The 12867-nt window shown below is 68.7% G+C and carries 11 protein-coding genes and 1 pseudogene; 2 read left to right on the top strand and 10 right to left on the bottom strand.

What is annotated here, in order from left to right; translation table 11 throughout:
• Positions 1–40: 40 nt before the first annotated feature.
• From P7644_RS00455 to P7644_RS00445, 3 genes and pseudogenes are all read right to left on the bottom strand, one after another.
• A pseudogene (locus P7644_RS00455) lies at positions 41–2806 on the bottom strand (EAL domain-containing protein); the annotation flags it as partial.
• 273 nt (positions 2807–3079) lie between these two features.
• Positions 3080–4183: a 3-deoxy-7-phosphoheptulonate synthase gene (locus P7644_RS00450; protein WP_404301046.1), complete on the bottom strand. Its 1104-nt coding sequence runs from the start codon at positions 4181–4183 to the stop codon at positions 3080–3082.
• Between the two features lie 38 nt (positions 4184–4221).
• Positions 4222–4701 carry a C40 family peptidase gene (locus tag P7644_RS00445; protein WP_404301045.1) on the bottom strand — a complete coding sequence of 160 codons (480 nt, stop codon included), beginning with the start codon at positions 4699–4701 and terminating at the stop codon, positions 4222–4224.
• A 220-nt stretch (positions 4702–4921) separates the two neighbouring features.
• Here P7644_RS00445 and P7644_RS00440 point away from each other — a divergent pair, with 220 nt between their 5' ends.
• Positions 4922–6244, top strand: a complete 1323-nt coding sequence (locus tag P7644_RS00440) for an aminotransferase class I/II-fold pyridoxal phosphate-dependent enzyme (protein ID WP_404301044.1) — start codon at positions 4922–4924, stop codon at positions 6242–6244.
• A gap of 233 nt (positions 6245–6477) precedes the next feature.
• On the opposite strand, the gene P7644_RS00435 is transcribed toward P7644_RS00440, so the two are convergent.
• The 5 genes from P7644_RS00435 to P7644_RS00415 form a co-directional block, all read right to left on the bottom strand.
• Positions 6478–7107, bottom strand: coding sequence for a PolC-type DNA polymerase III (locus tag P7644_RS00435; RefSeq protein ID WP_404301043.1), 630 nt, complete (start codon positions 7105–7107; stop codon positions 6478–6480).
• A gap of 5 nt (positions 7108–7112) precedes the next feature.
• The gene (locus tag P7644_RS00430; RefSeq protein ID WP_404301042.1) at positions 7113–7472 is read right to left on the bottom strand and encodes a zinc ribbon domain-containing protein YjdM; all 360 of its coding nucleotides are present in this window, start codon (positions 7470–7472) and stop codon (positions 7113–7115) included.
• Positions 7469–9649 carry an ATP-dependent DNA helicase DinG gene (gene dinG, locus P7644_RS00425; RefSeq protein ID WP_404301041.1) on the bottom strand — a complete coding sequence of 727 codons (2181 nt, stop codon included), beginning with the start codon at positions 9647–9649 and terminating at the stop codon, positions 7469–7471. The genes P7644_RS00430 and dinG overlap by 4 nt, the downstream gene beginning before the upstream one ends.
• A gap of 197 nt (positions 9650–9846) precedes the next feature.
• Positions 9847–10875, bottom strand: a complete 1029-nt coding sequence (locus tag P7644_RS00420) for a TerC family protein (RefSeq protein ID WP_404301040.1) — start codon at positions 10873–10875, stop codon at positions 9847–9849.
• Positions 10876–10911: 36 nt separating this feature from the next.
• A complete protein-coding gene (locus tag P7644_RS00415; protein ID WP_404301039.1) occupies positions 10912–11142 on the bottom strand; it encodes a zf-TFIIB domain-containing protein in 231 nt (76 codons plus the stop codon).
• Positions 11143–11249: 107 nt separating this feature from the next.
• On the opposite strand from P7644_RS00415, the gene nhaR reads away from it, so the two are divergent.
• Positions 11250–12170 (top strand): transcriptional activator NhaR, encoded by a 921-nt coding sequence (nhaR, locus tag P7644_RS00410; protein WP_404301038.1) that lies wholly within the window; start codon positions 11250–11252, stop codon positions 12168–12170.
• Between the two features lie 134 nt (positions 12171–12304).
• Here nhaR and P7644_RS00405 read toward each other — a convergent pair whose 3' ends face one another.
• Positions 12305–12718, bottom strand: a complete 414-nt coding sequence (locus P7644_RS00405; RefSeq protein ID WP_404301037.1) for a YkgJ family cysteine cluster protein — start codon at positions 12716–12718, stop codon at positions 12305–12307.
• Between the two features lie 4 nt (positions 12719–12722).
• Complete coding sequence (locus P7644_RS00400; protein ID WP_404301036.1) at positions 12723–12845, bottom strand: hypothetical protein; 123 nt, start codon at positions 12843–12845, stop codon at positions 12723–12725.
• Between the last annotated feature and the right edge of the window lie 22 nt (positions 12846–12867).

The raw sequence follows: 12867 nt of genomic DNA, 5'->3' as shown, positions 1-12867 counted from the left end.
TAAAGGTATTTTTTATCCCTAATCATCCATCGGGCAGCGGTCAACCGCCGGATGATGGCGCTGAACCTGCCGGGCCGTGGTGCGCCAGCAGCAGCTGCTGCAGCGGCTCGGCTGCCAGCGGGCGGCTGAAGAAATAGCCCTGGTAGACCAGGCAGCCGACCTGGGCCAGCGAGTCGCACTGCTCCTGGGTTTCCACGCCCTCGGCGATGACCCCCAGGCCCAGGCTTGCGGCCAGGGCGACGATGGTGCGCACGATGGCTTCGTCGTTGGGATCGCTGAGCAGGTCGCGCACGAAGCTCCGGTCGATCTTGAGCTGCGCCACGGGCATGCGTTTGAGGTTGGACAGCGAGGAATAGCCCGTGCCGAAGTCGTCCAGCGCAAAGCCCACGCCATGCGCGTGCAATGCCTGCATGGTGGCAATGGTGGCCTCCATGTCCTGCACCGGCAGGCTTTCCGTGAGCTCAAGCCTGAGCTGCGCCGCCGGCGCGCCGGTGACGGCCAGAACGCGCGCCACGTCGTCCACGAAGCCGGCATCGCGGAACTGCCGTGCGCTCACGTTCACCGCCATGCTCAGCCCGGCCAGCGCGGGCGTTTCCTGCCAGGCGGCGAGCAGCGCGCAGGCCTGGTGCAGCACCCAGCGCCCGAGCGGCAGGATCAGGCCGCTCTCCTCGGCCGCGGGAATGAACTGCGCGGGCGCGACCATGCCGCGCTGCGGGTGGGACCAGCGCAGCAGCGCCTCCACGCCAAGGATCTGGCCGCGGGCGTTGACCTGCGGCTGGTAGTGCAGCGAGAACTCCTGCTGCGCCAGCGCGGCGCGCAGGTCGGCCTCCAGCGCCGCATGGGCATCGACGGCCTGCTGCATGCCTGGGTCGAAAAAGCGCAGCGTGCTGCGCCCGGCCATCTTCGCCTGGTACATGGCCAGATCGGCGTGCTTCAGCAACTCGCCCACGGTGGTGGGCGTGCCGTCGAACAGGGCCAGGCCGATGCTGGGCGTGCTGCGGTACTGGTGGCCCGACAGCGCGTAGGGCTGGGACAGCACGCTGAGTATTTTTTCGCCCACCTTGTGGGCATGTTCGGCCAGGGTCAGGGGCTGGGCGCCGATCTGCTCGAGCAGCACCACGAACTCGTCTCCTCCCAGGCGTGCCACCAGGTCCACGCTGCGCACGCAGCCGCTCAGGCGCTGGGCCACGCTGCGCAGCAGCAGGTCGCCCTGGTCGTGGCCCAGGGTGTCATTCAGGGTCTTGAAGTTGTCCAGGTCGATGAACAGCAGCGCCCCGCCCTGGCACTGGCGCTGCGCCGTGGCCAGCGCCTGGCCCATGCGCTGCATGAACTGCGCGCGGTTGGGCAGGCCGGTGAGCGCGTCGAAGTAGGCCAGGCGCTGGATCTCGCGCTCGTTCGCCTTGCGTGGGCCGATGTCGGAGTTGATGGCCAGGATGGATTCGACCTCGCCCGCGTCGTTGTGCACCAGGGTCCAGTGGCCTTCGACATCCAGGGTCCGGCCATCCTGGGTCGATTGCTGCAGCTCGCCGCTCCACTCGCCCTGGCGCAGGACCTGCTCGGTGGCATGCAGAAAGACCTGCGGATCCTGGTCCAGCAGCTCGATGATGCTGCGGCCCAGCGCCTGCCCGCGGCTCCAGCCGTACATGCGCTCGGCGCCTGCATTCCAGAACGTGATGCGGTGCTCGAGGTCGCGCACGATGATGGCGTCGCGCGCCTTGTCCAGCAGCGAGGCCTGCTGGCGTATGCGCAGGTCGTCCATCTGGCGCTGCAGCTCGGTCGCGGCACGCGCCGCGAAGATCTGCAGCGCGCTGTCGACGAACTGAACCTGCTGCAGCGGCGCGTGGAACATCACCAGGATCATGCCCATGGGGCTGCCGTCGCTGCCCGTGAGCTGCCGGCCGGCATAGCTGCGGACCCTGGAGCGCAGCAGCACCTCGTCCTGGGGAAACAGCTCCCCCAGGCGATCGCCGATCACCAGCGCCTCCTGCGTCAGCAACCGTGCGCTGGGCGTGCCCTCAAGGATGTATTCATGCGGGGGCTGTGCGATGCCATCGCAGACATGCGACAGCGTCACGGCGCGCAGGGGCTGGCCCTCCACGGGGGGCAGCAGCCGCACCACGCAGGCCACCTGCGCCGAGAGCGCGTCCGCCATGTGGTGCGCCAGATGCTGGAAAAACGTGGCACCGGTTTCGGCGGAAACCGCCGTGGCCACCTTGACCATGCTGGCCTGCAGCAGTTGCTGCTCGGCGCGTGCGCGCAGGTCCCCTATGCCATAGGCCAGATCCGAGGCCATGGACTCGAGCAACTGCAACTCCTGCGGGTCCAGGTGCAAGACCTCGGGTGCATACAGGCACAGCAGCCCGAAGGTGGCGCGGGCGTTGCGCAGCGGCAGGCACATGATGGCGTGGCAGCCCAGGCCGGCCAGGCGCTGTGCCTGATCCTGGTAGACGGCGCTGTGGCGCAGGTCGCGCACCACCACCGTGCGCCCGCTGCGCACGCAAACCCCGGCCGGGCCGCGGCCGCCCTCCTCCTGCGCGGACCAGCTCAGCTGCAGGTTCTCGATATAGCCGTCCATGCTGCCGGCGCAGGCCACGATGTCGATGCGCCTGGCGGCATCGTCGCGTGCCATGCCCACCCAGCCCATGCGGAAGCCGCCCACGTCCAGGCCCAGCTTGCAGACGGCGTGCAGCAGCTCGGCCTCGCTGCCGGCGCGCAGCAGCGTTTCGCTGCAGGCATTGCGCATGCCCTGGACACGGCTCAGGCGCAGCAGCTTGGCCTCGATACGGCGGCGCTCGCTGATGTCGCTCATGCGATCCCAGTCCCAGACGGCGTCAAACACACTAAAACGCTCAGGCGGCATGGCTTGTCGCACTCCAATGACGGCCAGAAGAGGAGGTTTTACATCATGTTACGTGATGACGGGTGTCCGTTGCCAGCGGTGGCGGGATTTTCGCTGGCGATCCATGGGAGCCGCGCGGGCGCCGCAGGCGCTGTCCGCCGTGGCAGACAGCGCCTGGGTTTGAAGAATTTGATAAAAACAACTGCTAACGCTTATCCATCAAGCGTAAGCAGCTATCAATTACGAGGTGGCAGCACGCCGCGCACGCACGGCGGCCGCTAGTTGCCGCAGCACCGGCACGGTCTGCGCAAAGCTGATGCAGGCATCCGTCACCGACACGCCATGCACCAGCGCCTGGCCAGGCGTGATGTCCTGGCGGCCCTCCTGCAGGTGGCTTTCGATCATCACGCCGGTGATGCGTGCATCGCCCGCGGCGATCTGCGCGGCCACGTCCTCGGCCACGACGATCTGGCGCGCGTGCTGCTTGCTGCTGTTGGCATGCGACAGGTCGATCATCACCTGCTCGCGCTGGCCGGATTTCTTCAGCTGCTCGCAGGTGGCCTGCACGTAGTCCGCGCCGTAGTTCGGCGCCTTGCCGCCGCGCAGGATCACATGGCAGTCATGGTTGCCGCGCGTCTCGAAGATCGCGGCCTGGCCCATCTTGGTCATGCCCATGAAGGCGTGCGGCGCCTCTGCGGCCTGGATGGCGTCCACGGCCACCTTCACGCTGCCGTCGGTGCCATTCTTGAAGCCCACGGGGCAGGACAGGCCGCTGGCCAGCTGGCGGTGGCTCTGGCTCTCGGTGGTGCGCGCGCCGATGGCGGCCCAGCTCACCAGGTCGCTGATGTACTGGGGCGAGAGCAGGTCCAGGAACTCCGTGCCCACGGGCAGGCCCAGGGCCAGAATGTCCAGCAGCAGCAGGCGCGCGCGCTCCAGCCCCTCGTTGATGGCAAAGCTGCCGTCCAGGTGCGGGTCGTTGATGTAGCCCTTCCAGCCCACGGTGGTGCGCGGTTTCTCGAAATACACGCGCATCACGACCAGCAGGTCGTCCTGCAGCGCATCGGCCTCCTTCTTCAGCAGCCGCGCATACTCCATGGCCTGGTCATGGTCGTGGATGGAGCAGGGCCCCACGACCACGATGAGCCGGTCGTCCAGCCCGTGCAGCACGCGCGAGAGCTGCAGGCGGCTGGCCTCCACCAGCGCCTGCGCGGCATCGGGCGCGGGCAGCCATTCCTCGAGGATGGCGGGGGTGATCAAGGGGCGCACGGCCTTGATGCGCAGGTCGTCGATGCGCGTGGTGTCGTGGGTGGTGGGCGCGGGGATGGGGCGGTCGATGAGCGTCATGGTGGCGCGATTGTCGCCCCTGTGCACAGGGCGCGGGATCAGGGCCGCCTGTAGCTGGCGCTTTGCTGCGCCCAGTAGCGTGACTGCAGGTGATCCAGGCGCACCGTGCCGCCCGTCGATGGCGCATGCACGAAGCGCCCCTGGCCCACATAGATGCCGGCATGCGTGGGCCGGCCGCGGCCGAACACCACCAGGTCGCCGGTGCGCAGCTCGCCCTCCTCTACCGCCGCGCCAAAGCCGCTCAGCTGGGCCACGGTGCGCGGTGGCGCCACGCCGGCGCGGCTGCTGTACACGTAGCCGATCAGGCCGCTGCAGTCAAAGCCGCCCTCGGGCGTGTTGCCGCCATAGCGGTAGGGCGTGCCCACCAGGCCCAGCGCGTGGATGGCGATGTCGCTCGATTGCTCGGGCGACAGGCGGGAATAGGCGCCGGCGCGCGGTGCGCTGGGCGCCGGCGTGCCGCAGCCGGCCACCAGCAGGCCGGCCGCGAGCATCAGGGCAGGGAGGGCAAAGGTGTGCATGCGTGCAAGCCTATCAGGCAGCTCCCGCCGGGTGTGCCAGGGCCGGCATGCGCCTGGGGCTGCTGCGGCCTCTCGCTACTTCTGGAACGGCTTTTCGGCGGGTTTTCGCGCATTCTTGTTTCCAGGCGTGACAGGAACAACCCGGGCCTTGCCCGGAAAAAATCCAATGCCATCGTGACAGTACAAAATTTCGTACTAGTACAAACAATAAAATGTACTCATGACACGATTGTTTGTTGAAGGAAGCAATGCCAAAGACATTGCCACAAGCCTTGAATATGCCATGCGCAGCGGCGCCTTGCAGCCCGGCGCATCCCTGCCCCCGGTGCGCCAGCTGGCCCTTGAGCTGGGCGTGAATCCCAATACCGTGGCGGCCGCCTATGCGCGGCTGCGCGGCGCAGGCCGCGTGCTCACGGCGGGCCGGCGCGGCACGCGCGTGGCGGGTGAGCCGCCCTCCCCTGCCCCGGTCTATGCCGCACCCGCGGGGCTGCGCGACCTGGCCGGCGGCCATGCCGACGCCGCCCTGCTGCCGCGCCCGCGCGGCCAGGCCTGGGCGAGCGCGTTGGCCCAGCCGCTGGACGGCGCTGCCACCGAGGCCGATACGCCGCTGCTGGCGCTGGCGCGCGCCTGGCTGCAGGGCCAGGGCCTTCCCACCGAGGCCATGGGCGTGTTCTCGGGCGCGCTCGACGCCGTGGAGCGCGCGCTGCGCCAGCATGCGCGCCCCGGCGACCGCGTCGGCGTGGAGGACCCGGGCTGGCCGCCGCTGCTGGCGCTGTTGCACAGCCTGCGCCTGGTGCCCGTGGCGCTGGCCGTCGATGGGCAGGGCATGGTCGTGCCGGGCGACGGGGTGCTCAAGGACTGCGCCGCCGTGGTGCTCACGCCGCGCGCGCACAACCCCACGGGCGTGGCCATGACGGCGGCGCGCTGGAAGGCGCTGCGCCGCGGCTTGCGTGCCAGCCCGCACACGCTGCTGATCCTGGACGACCACTGGGGGCCGCTGAGCGCCGCGCCGCTGGCCATGGCCGGCGCCTTGCCGCCGCTGTGGCTGCATGTGCTGTCGCTCAGCAAGAGCCTGGGACCGGACTGCCGCGTGGCCGTTGTGACGGGCGCACCGCAGCTGGTGCAGGGCATGTGCGCCCACCAGGGCCTGGGCCCGCGCTGGGTCAGCCTTTGGCTGCAGCAGCTGGCGGCCCAGCTGTGGCGCCAGGCGAGCAAGGGTAGGGCACGCGGCTCATGGCGCCACATGGCCGCCGCTTACGCGGCACGGCGCGCCGCCCTGGGCGAGGCGCTGCGCGGCCACGGCATGGCGTGCGACTGCGAGCGCGGCGAGGGCCTGCAGGTGTGGTTGCCCGTGGCCGACGAGGCCGCCGTGGTGCAGCACATGGCCGCCCGCGGCTGGGCCGTGCAGGCGGGTGCGCCGCTGCGGCTGGACAGTGGCCCGGGCATACGCATCAGCCTGGGGGCCGTGGGACCGCGCGACATCGGGCGGCTGGCGCGCGACCTGGCTGCGGCGCTGCGGCCAGCGCTGTGGGCGAGGTCCTGATCTGCGGTGCTATTCAGTGCCAAATTGCCTGATTAGGCACATGCCTCAGATCACCGTCATTCCGGCGAAAGCCGGAATCCAGGAGCCTCGCAGCACTCAAACCGCTGGATTCCGGCTTTCGCCGGAATGACGTGGCGTTTGTTGACCGAGTGCTGTCTGAGATATGTCACTAATCAGGCCAAATTGGCGTCAAACGCTTGCTCATAAAGCGCCAATAGCTATCAATAAGATAGTTACAGAGCGCCTGACGCATTCAGTGCCAGCCTGTCCAGCAGCTTGCCCATGGACTGGCGCGCGCAGCGCTGCAGCTGCATGAGCAGCGCGTGATCGGGCCAGGGGAGATCAAAGCGCTGGCACAGCTCGCGCTGCATGCGCGCCAGCAGCGCGGCGGCCATCTCGGCGTCGGCCAGCGCGCGGTGGGCGCGGCCGGTGTGCGGCAGGCCCAGGTGGGCCGTCAGATTGCCGAGCTTGTGGCTGGGCGCATCGGGAAACACGCGGCGCGACAGCAGCACGGTGCAGGCAAACGGCTGCGGCGCGTCCAGGCCCGCCTGCCGCAACTCGGACTGCCAGAACTTGCTGTCAAAGGCTGCGTTGTGCGCCACCATGGGCGTGTCGCCGACAAAGCGCGCGGCCGCGCGCATCACCTCCACGGCGGGCGGGGCGGCGGCCACCATGGCATTGGTGATGCCCGTGAGCTCGGTGATGAAGGGCGGTATCCACACGCCGGTCTGCATCAGGCTCTGGAAGCGGTCCACGACGCGCTCGCCCTCGATGAGCACGATGGCCACCTCGGTCGCGCGGGCGCCCTGGGCCGGGGTCATGCCGGTGGTCTCGAAGTCGATGACGGCGATCGGCGATGGCATGGTGCTCAGGCTTTTTTCAGGAACTCCGACTTGAGCAGCATGCTGCCCAGCTCGGTCCTGCAGTCCACGTTGTGCCCGTCGGCACCATCGACCAGGCGTATGCCCTTGATCTTGCTGCCCTTCTTGAGCACCGAGGACGAGCCCTTGACCTTGAGGTCCTTCACCAGGATCACGGCGTCGCCATCCTGCAGCGGGTTGCCGTGGGCGTCGCGCACGATGGCCTCGCCCTGCGGGGGCTCGGCATCCAGGGCCTCGGCCTGCATGGGCCATTCAAAGGTGCAGTCGGGGCAGATATAGCTGGCGCCGTCGGGGTAGGTGTTTGCCAGCCCGCATTGCGGGCAGGGCGGAATGGTGTCGTGGCTCATGCCGCCGATTGTCGCCGCTGCAGCGTGAACGGCGGCAGGCCGTTCAACAGGCGCTGGCCGTAGCCCGTGCGCACCAGGCGCTTGTCGTAGCAATAGACATGGGCGCGGTCTTCCTCGGTGCGTATGGCGCGGCCCACCCATTGCGCCAGGCGGATGGCGGTGGCGGGCACCACCAGTTCGCTGAACGGGTCGCGCCCGGCGCCGCGCAGCCATTCGGCGCGCGCCTCGCCCACGGGGTCGTCGGGCGGGGCGAAGGGCAGCTTGGTGATGAACAGCGACTCGCACAGCGCGCCCGGCAGGTCCAGCCCCTCGCCGAAGGACTGCATGCCGAAGATGATGGACGGCAGGCCCTCGGCCACGCGCTCGCGGTGGCGTGCCAGCAGCTGCGGGCGCGGCAGCGTGTTCTGCACCAGCACGGCGCTGCGCATGGCGGTGGGCAGCATGTCCACGGCCTGGCGCATCTGCTCGCGCGAGGTGAACAGCACCAGCGCGCCGGCCTCGACCAGGGCCAGGTCACTGAGCAGCGCATCCACCATCTCGGCCGTGAAGGCCTGGGCGTCGCGCGGCTCGGCCCGGGTCTCGGTGGCCACCAGCGTGCCCTGCTGCGCGTAGTCGAAGGGGCTGGGCACGGCCAGCGTGGTCACGGCCGCGTCGCCATACAGGCCCGATTCGCGCAGGAAGAAGTCGAACTGCCCGCAACTGGTGAGCGTGGCCGAGGTCAGCACCGCGCCGCGCACGGCCGACCACAGGTGGTTCTGCAGCGTGGAGCCGGGCAGCACCGGGCTGGCATGGGCCTTGACGACGATGAAGTCGCCATCGACCTCCAGCGTGAACCATTTGGCCGCCGGCACCGCGCCCTCGGGCGCGTCCTGCAGCAGCAGCTGGGCCGCGGCGTGCAGGCCCTCCAGCCGCGGGGCCAGGGCGCCGATCTGGGCGTAGAGCTGCGACAGGCGCCGCGCCTCGTCGGGTTTGTCGCGCATCTCGCTGCGCAGGGCCTTGGCAATGGCGCGCAGGGCCTGCAGGAAGCCTTCGGCATGGTGGGCGGCCTGGCCGAAGGGCTCGACGAGCGTCTCGGGCAGCGCACCGCCCGGCACGCGCGCACGCGTGGGCATGGCGGATGCGAACTGGCGCCGGCCCGGCGTGGGCGCGCGCAGCTGCTCGCCATAGATGTCCATGACCAGCCGCGCCAGGTCCTGCAAGGCTGCGCGCAGGCGCGCGGCGTGGTTCGGGATGTCGGCGATCTCCTCCACCTCCACCAGCTGGCCTATGCGCAGCGCGCGGCTGGCCAGCTTGTCGATCCAGGTCAGGCGCGACAGGTCGGCCTCGCAGGCGAACTGGTCGAGCGCCGTGGCCGGCAGGTGGTGCGCCTCGTCGATCACCAGCAGGCAGTTGTCGAGTTCGGGCAGCAGGCGCGCGCCCAGCGACGACAGCAGCAGGTCGTGGTTGGCGACAATGACCTGCGCCGCCACCAGCTGCTTGCGCCGCTCGTAGTAGGTGCATTGGCTGAACAGCGGGCAATGCTTGCCGGTGCAGGAGCTGGCCTCGGCCGCCACCGGGCTCCAGGCCTCGGGTTCGGGCGGGTTGTCCAGGGTGTCGCGGTCGCCGTCCCACAGGCCCGTGGCCAGCGCGTCGGCCATGCTGGCGTAGAACTTCATGCGCGCCTCGGCGTCGTGGCGCGGGCGCTGGCGCTGCGCCGCGGCCTCCTCGGGGAACAGGTCGTCGTCGGGCAGCCCGTCGTCGCCGCCCGCGCTGCCGCCGGCCAGGCGCTCCAGCTTGAGCTTGCACACATAGCGCCCGCGCCCCTTGGCGAGAGCGAACTGGAAGGGCTGGTCCATGCGCGCCGCCAGCGCCGGCAGGTCCTTGTGCACCAGCTGCTCCTGCAGCGCCACGGTGGCGGTGGAGATCAGCACGCGTGTGCCGCGCGCCAGCGCCATGGCAATCGCGGGCACGCTGTAGGCCAGCGACTTGCCCACGCCCGTGCCGGCCTGGATGACGGCGATGGCCCTTGTGGGCGCGCTCTCCTCCTCGTCCACCTTGCCCAGTTGGGCCTCGCTGAAGGTGCGCGCCACCTGCTCGGCCATGGCGCGCTGGCCCGCGCGGCCACGAAACCCCTCGGTGCCCTGCACCACCGCATCGAACGCCTGCAGGGCCGCCCGGGCCCATTCCGTAGAAGACATAGGGGCGCTAGTGTGGCACAGCCGGTTCTACTGCCATCATTTGGGGAAAATATGGCTGCAGCGCTTATGTAGATTGCGTTAAAAGCTATTAATAAAATAGCAAATGGTGGGGCTGACGGATTCGGCCTGATGCCGGGCCGGATCGGTCTCCTCCCACCATTGCACAGAACTTCCGTCTGTGCTTTGCGTCAATGGGCTTACATGGCATCCCCGCCCTTGTGTGCGACAGGCGCATCTTCGGGGGCTTGCGTCACTGCCTCAGCGCTCTGGCCGCGGGTCTTCCACAGCGATACCAGCACGCCACCCGTGATCAGCCCCACCGTGATGCCCAGGCTCACCAGCGAGGGGATCTTGCCCACGAGGTTGACCAGGAAGATCTTGCCGCCGATGAACACCAGCACCAGGGCCAGCGCGTACTTGAGATAGGCGAAGCGGTGGATCATGGCCGCGAGCGCGAAATACAGCGCGCGCAGGCCCAGGATGGCGAAGATGTTGCTCGTGTAGACGATGAACGGGTCGGTGGTGATGGCGAAGATCGCGGGCACCGAATCCACGGCGAAGATCAGGTCGGCAAATTCCACCATGCACAGCGCCAGGAACAGCGGCGTCACCCAGGTCACGGCCCGGCCGGTGGCGGGATGCGGGGCGCGCACGAAGAACGCGTTGCCGTGCAGCTGTGGCGTCACGCGCAGGTGTGCGCGCAGCCAGCGCAGCAGCGGGTTGTTTTCCAGGTCGGGCGTGTGGTCGGCCATCCACAGCATCTTGATGCCGGTGGCTACCAGGAAGGCGCCAAACAGGTACAGCACCCACGAGAACTGCGTCACCAGCGCCGCGCCCAGGCCGATCATGAGCGCGCGCAGCACGATCACGCCCAGGATGCCCCAGAACAGCACGCGGTGCTGGTACTGGCGCGGAATGGCGAAGAACGAGAAGATCATCGCGATCACGAACACGTTGTCCATGGACAGCGATTTTTCGACCACGAAGCCCGTGAAGTAGTCGATGCCGCTCTGGCTGCCGAGCTGCCACCAGAGCCAGGCACCGAAGAGCGTGGCGGCGCCGATGTAGCCGGCGGAGAGCCAGAGGCTCTCGCGGATGCCGATTTCGTGGTCGTCGCGGTGCAGTACGCCCAGGTCGAAGGCGAGCAAGGCCACCACCACGGCCACGAAAACCAGCCACAGCCAGACGGCGTGGCCCAGGAAGGGGGTGAGCAGGAATTCAGTCATGGAAAGGGACGGGCGGGTGGATGGTGGACGGGAGCGTCAGTCGAAGATGTCGCTGAGCCAGGACGACTTGCGGGGGCGGCGCGTTGCGGTGCGCTCGTAGCCCAGGCTGCCGTGGGACGGCGGCGGCTCGTGCAGCGAGCGCTCGATCAACTTGTCCAGCTCGCCACGGTCCAGCCAGACGCCCCGGCAGTGCGGGCAGTAGTCGATCTCGACGCCGCTGCGCTCGGTGATGACCAGCGTGGATGTGGTGCAGTGCGGGCATTTCATGGGGACTCCTTCGAAGCGGTGGCCATGGGCGCACTGTAGGCAGGCATCGCTCAGAAAAAAATCAGAAAATTCTTCAGATACTTCGATAAAACCACACTGTTGACGCCATGAACTACAAGCACCTGCACTACTTCTGGACCGTGCTGCGCACCGGGGGCATCGTGCGCGCAAGCGAGCAACTGCACCTCACGCCGCAAACCCTCAGCGGCCAGATCAAGCTGCTGGAAGAGCACATGGGCCAGCCCCTGCTGCGCAAGGTGGGGCGGGGTGTGGAGCCCACCGATGCGGGGCGTCTGGTGATGCGCTATGCCGATGAGATCTTTGCCCTGGGCGCCTCGCTGCAGGAGGCACTGGCCAGCGGGCGCGACACGCGGCGCAGCACGGTGCTGCGCGTGGGCATTGCCGACTCGGTACCCAAGGCTGTTGCCTTCCATGTGCTGGAGCCGGCCATGGACCTGCCCGAGCCCCCCCGCCTGGCCTGCCACGAGGGCGGGCTCACGGGACTGCTGGGCGAGCTGGCGGTGCACCGGCTGGATCTGATCGTCTCGGACGTGCCTGCGCCCGTCAGCCTGAGCGTGCGCGTCTATACCCACCTGCTGGGGCGCTCGGGCGTGGGATTCTTTGCCGCGCCCCGGCTGCTCAAGGCGGCGGGGCTGACGGCGCAACGCGCCAAGAAAACCTTTCCCGCCTGCCTGGCCGCCATGCCCTTGCTGTTGCCCAGCACGCACACTGCACTGCGTCCCCGTCTTGACGCCTGGCTGCACCAACACCAGCTCACGCCCCAGGTGGCGGCCGAGTTCGACGACAGCGCACTGCTCAAGGCCTTTGGCCGCGAGGGCCGGGGCGTGTTTGCCGCGCCCGCCGTGCTGGCCGGCGAGATCGCGCAGCAGTACCAGGTGCAGTGGCTGGGCACGCCGCAAGACTTGACGGAGGAGTTTTATGCCATCTCGGTCGAGCGTCGCATCACGCACCCGGCCGTGGCGGCCATCACGGCGGCCGCGCGCGGCAAGCTGTTTGCCGCGCACTGAAGGCGCCGACGTGCAGATCCTGGGCGAGGCCGGCCTGTCTCAGACGCAGATCACGCTCTTGCTGGAGCGGGGGGTGATCAAGCAGGCATCACCGCCCGAATAGCCCGATGGCATGCCGGCGAGCGGATTTGTTTTCAACCGCGCCGCGGCGGCGCCTTCGCCCCATATGCGCAGTACCCCGGCTTGGGGCTTTTCTTCTGCGGATGCAGGCGGCAGGTCTCGGGCCGCTGTTCGTACACCGTGCATAGCCGTGTCGTGGCGTCCAGGAAATTGCAATCTCCGCTGGAGCGCCGCGCCAGGGTGAAAAGCTCGTGCCTGGGGCTGAAGTGGTCTATGAGCCTGGCCTTGAGCAGCCGCCGGGCGATCAGCTTGGGCGCCACATGTTCCGCCTCGAAGGCATCGACCAGCCCCAGCCGCACCAGATCCGGCAACTGCACCTCCAGCGGCATGGTGCAGCAGTTGGCCGCGCAGCTCGCACACAGGCCGGCGCGGTAGCGCGTCCAGCTGTCGAGCCGGTCGACATCGACGATGGCGATGGGCGATCTCATGGCGTCATGCGGCGGCCAGCGCCTGCAGCTCGGGCGCGGCGCTCTCATACACCGCCAGCGCGCGCACAAAGCGCAGGATCACAGGGATGTCGTCGATGGTGGCTGGGCGGATGGTGAGCGTGCTCATACGAATGCAGGCGGTGGACAGG

It is taken from the genome of Alicycliphilus denitrificans (assembly GCF_044792555.1).
Lineage (GTDB): Bacteria > Pseudomonadota > Gammaproteobacteria > Burkholderiales > Burkholderiaceae_C > Alicycliphilus > Alicycliphilus denitrificans_A.
Note: the sequence above shows the minus strand (reverse complement) of the source record. Positions and strands in the feature narration are given on the sequence as shown.

Excerpts from the sequence above, each read along its gene's own strand:
- P7644_RS00450 (WP_404301046.1), bottom strand. The coding sequence starts at position 4,183 with ATGACGCTCATCGACCGCCCCATCCCCGCGCCCACCACCCACGACACC.
- P7644_RS00445 (WP_404301045.1), bottom strand. The coding sequence starts at position 4,701 with ATGCACACCTTTGCCCTCCCTGCCCTGATGCTCGCGGCCGGCCTGCTG.
- P7644_RS00440 (WP_404301044.1), top strand. The coding sequence starts at position 4,922 with ATGACACGATTGTTTGTTGAAGGAAGCAATGCCAAAGACATTGCCACA.
- P7644_RS00435 (WP_404301043.1), bottom strand. The coding sequence starts at position 7,107 with ATGCCATCGCCGATCGCCGTCATCGACTTCGAGACCACCGGCATGACC.
- P7644_RS00430 (WP_404301042.1), bottom strand. The coding sequence starts at position 7,472 with ATGAGCCACGACACCATTCCGCCCTGCCCGCAATGCGGGCTGGCAAAC.
- dinG (WP_404301041.1), bottom strand. The coding sequence starts at position 9,649 with ATGTCTTCTACGGAATGGGCCCGGGCGGCCCTGCAGGCGTTCGATGCG.
- P7644_RS00420 (WP_404301040.1), bottom strand. The coding sequence starts at position 10,875 with ATGACTGAATTCCTGCTCACCCCCTTCCTGGGCCACGCCGTCTGGCTG.
- P7644_RS00415 (WP_404301039.1), bottom strand. The coding sequence starts at position 11,142 with ATGAAATGCCCGCACTGCACCACATCCACGCTGGTCATCACCGAGCGC.
- nhaR (WP_404301038.1), top strand. The coding sequence starts at position 11,250 with ATGAACTACAAGCACCTGCACTACTTCTGGACCGTGCTGCGCACCGGG.
- P7644_RS00405 (WP_404301037.1), bottom strand. The coding sequence starts at position 12,718 with ATGAGATCGCCCATCGCCATCGTCGATGTCGACCGGCTCGACAGCTGG.
- P7644_RS00400 (WP_404301036.1), bottom strand. The coding sequence starts at position 12,845 with ATGAGCACGCTCACCATCCGCCCAGCCACCATCGACGACATCCCTGTG.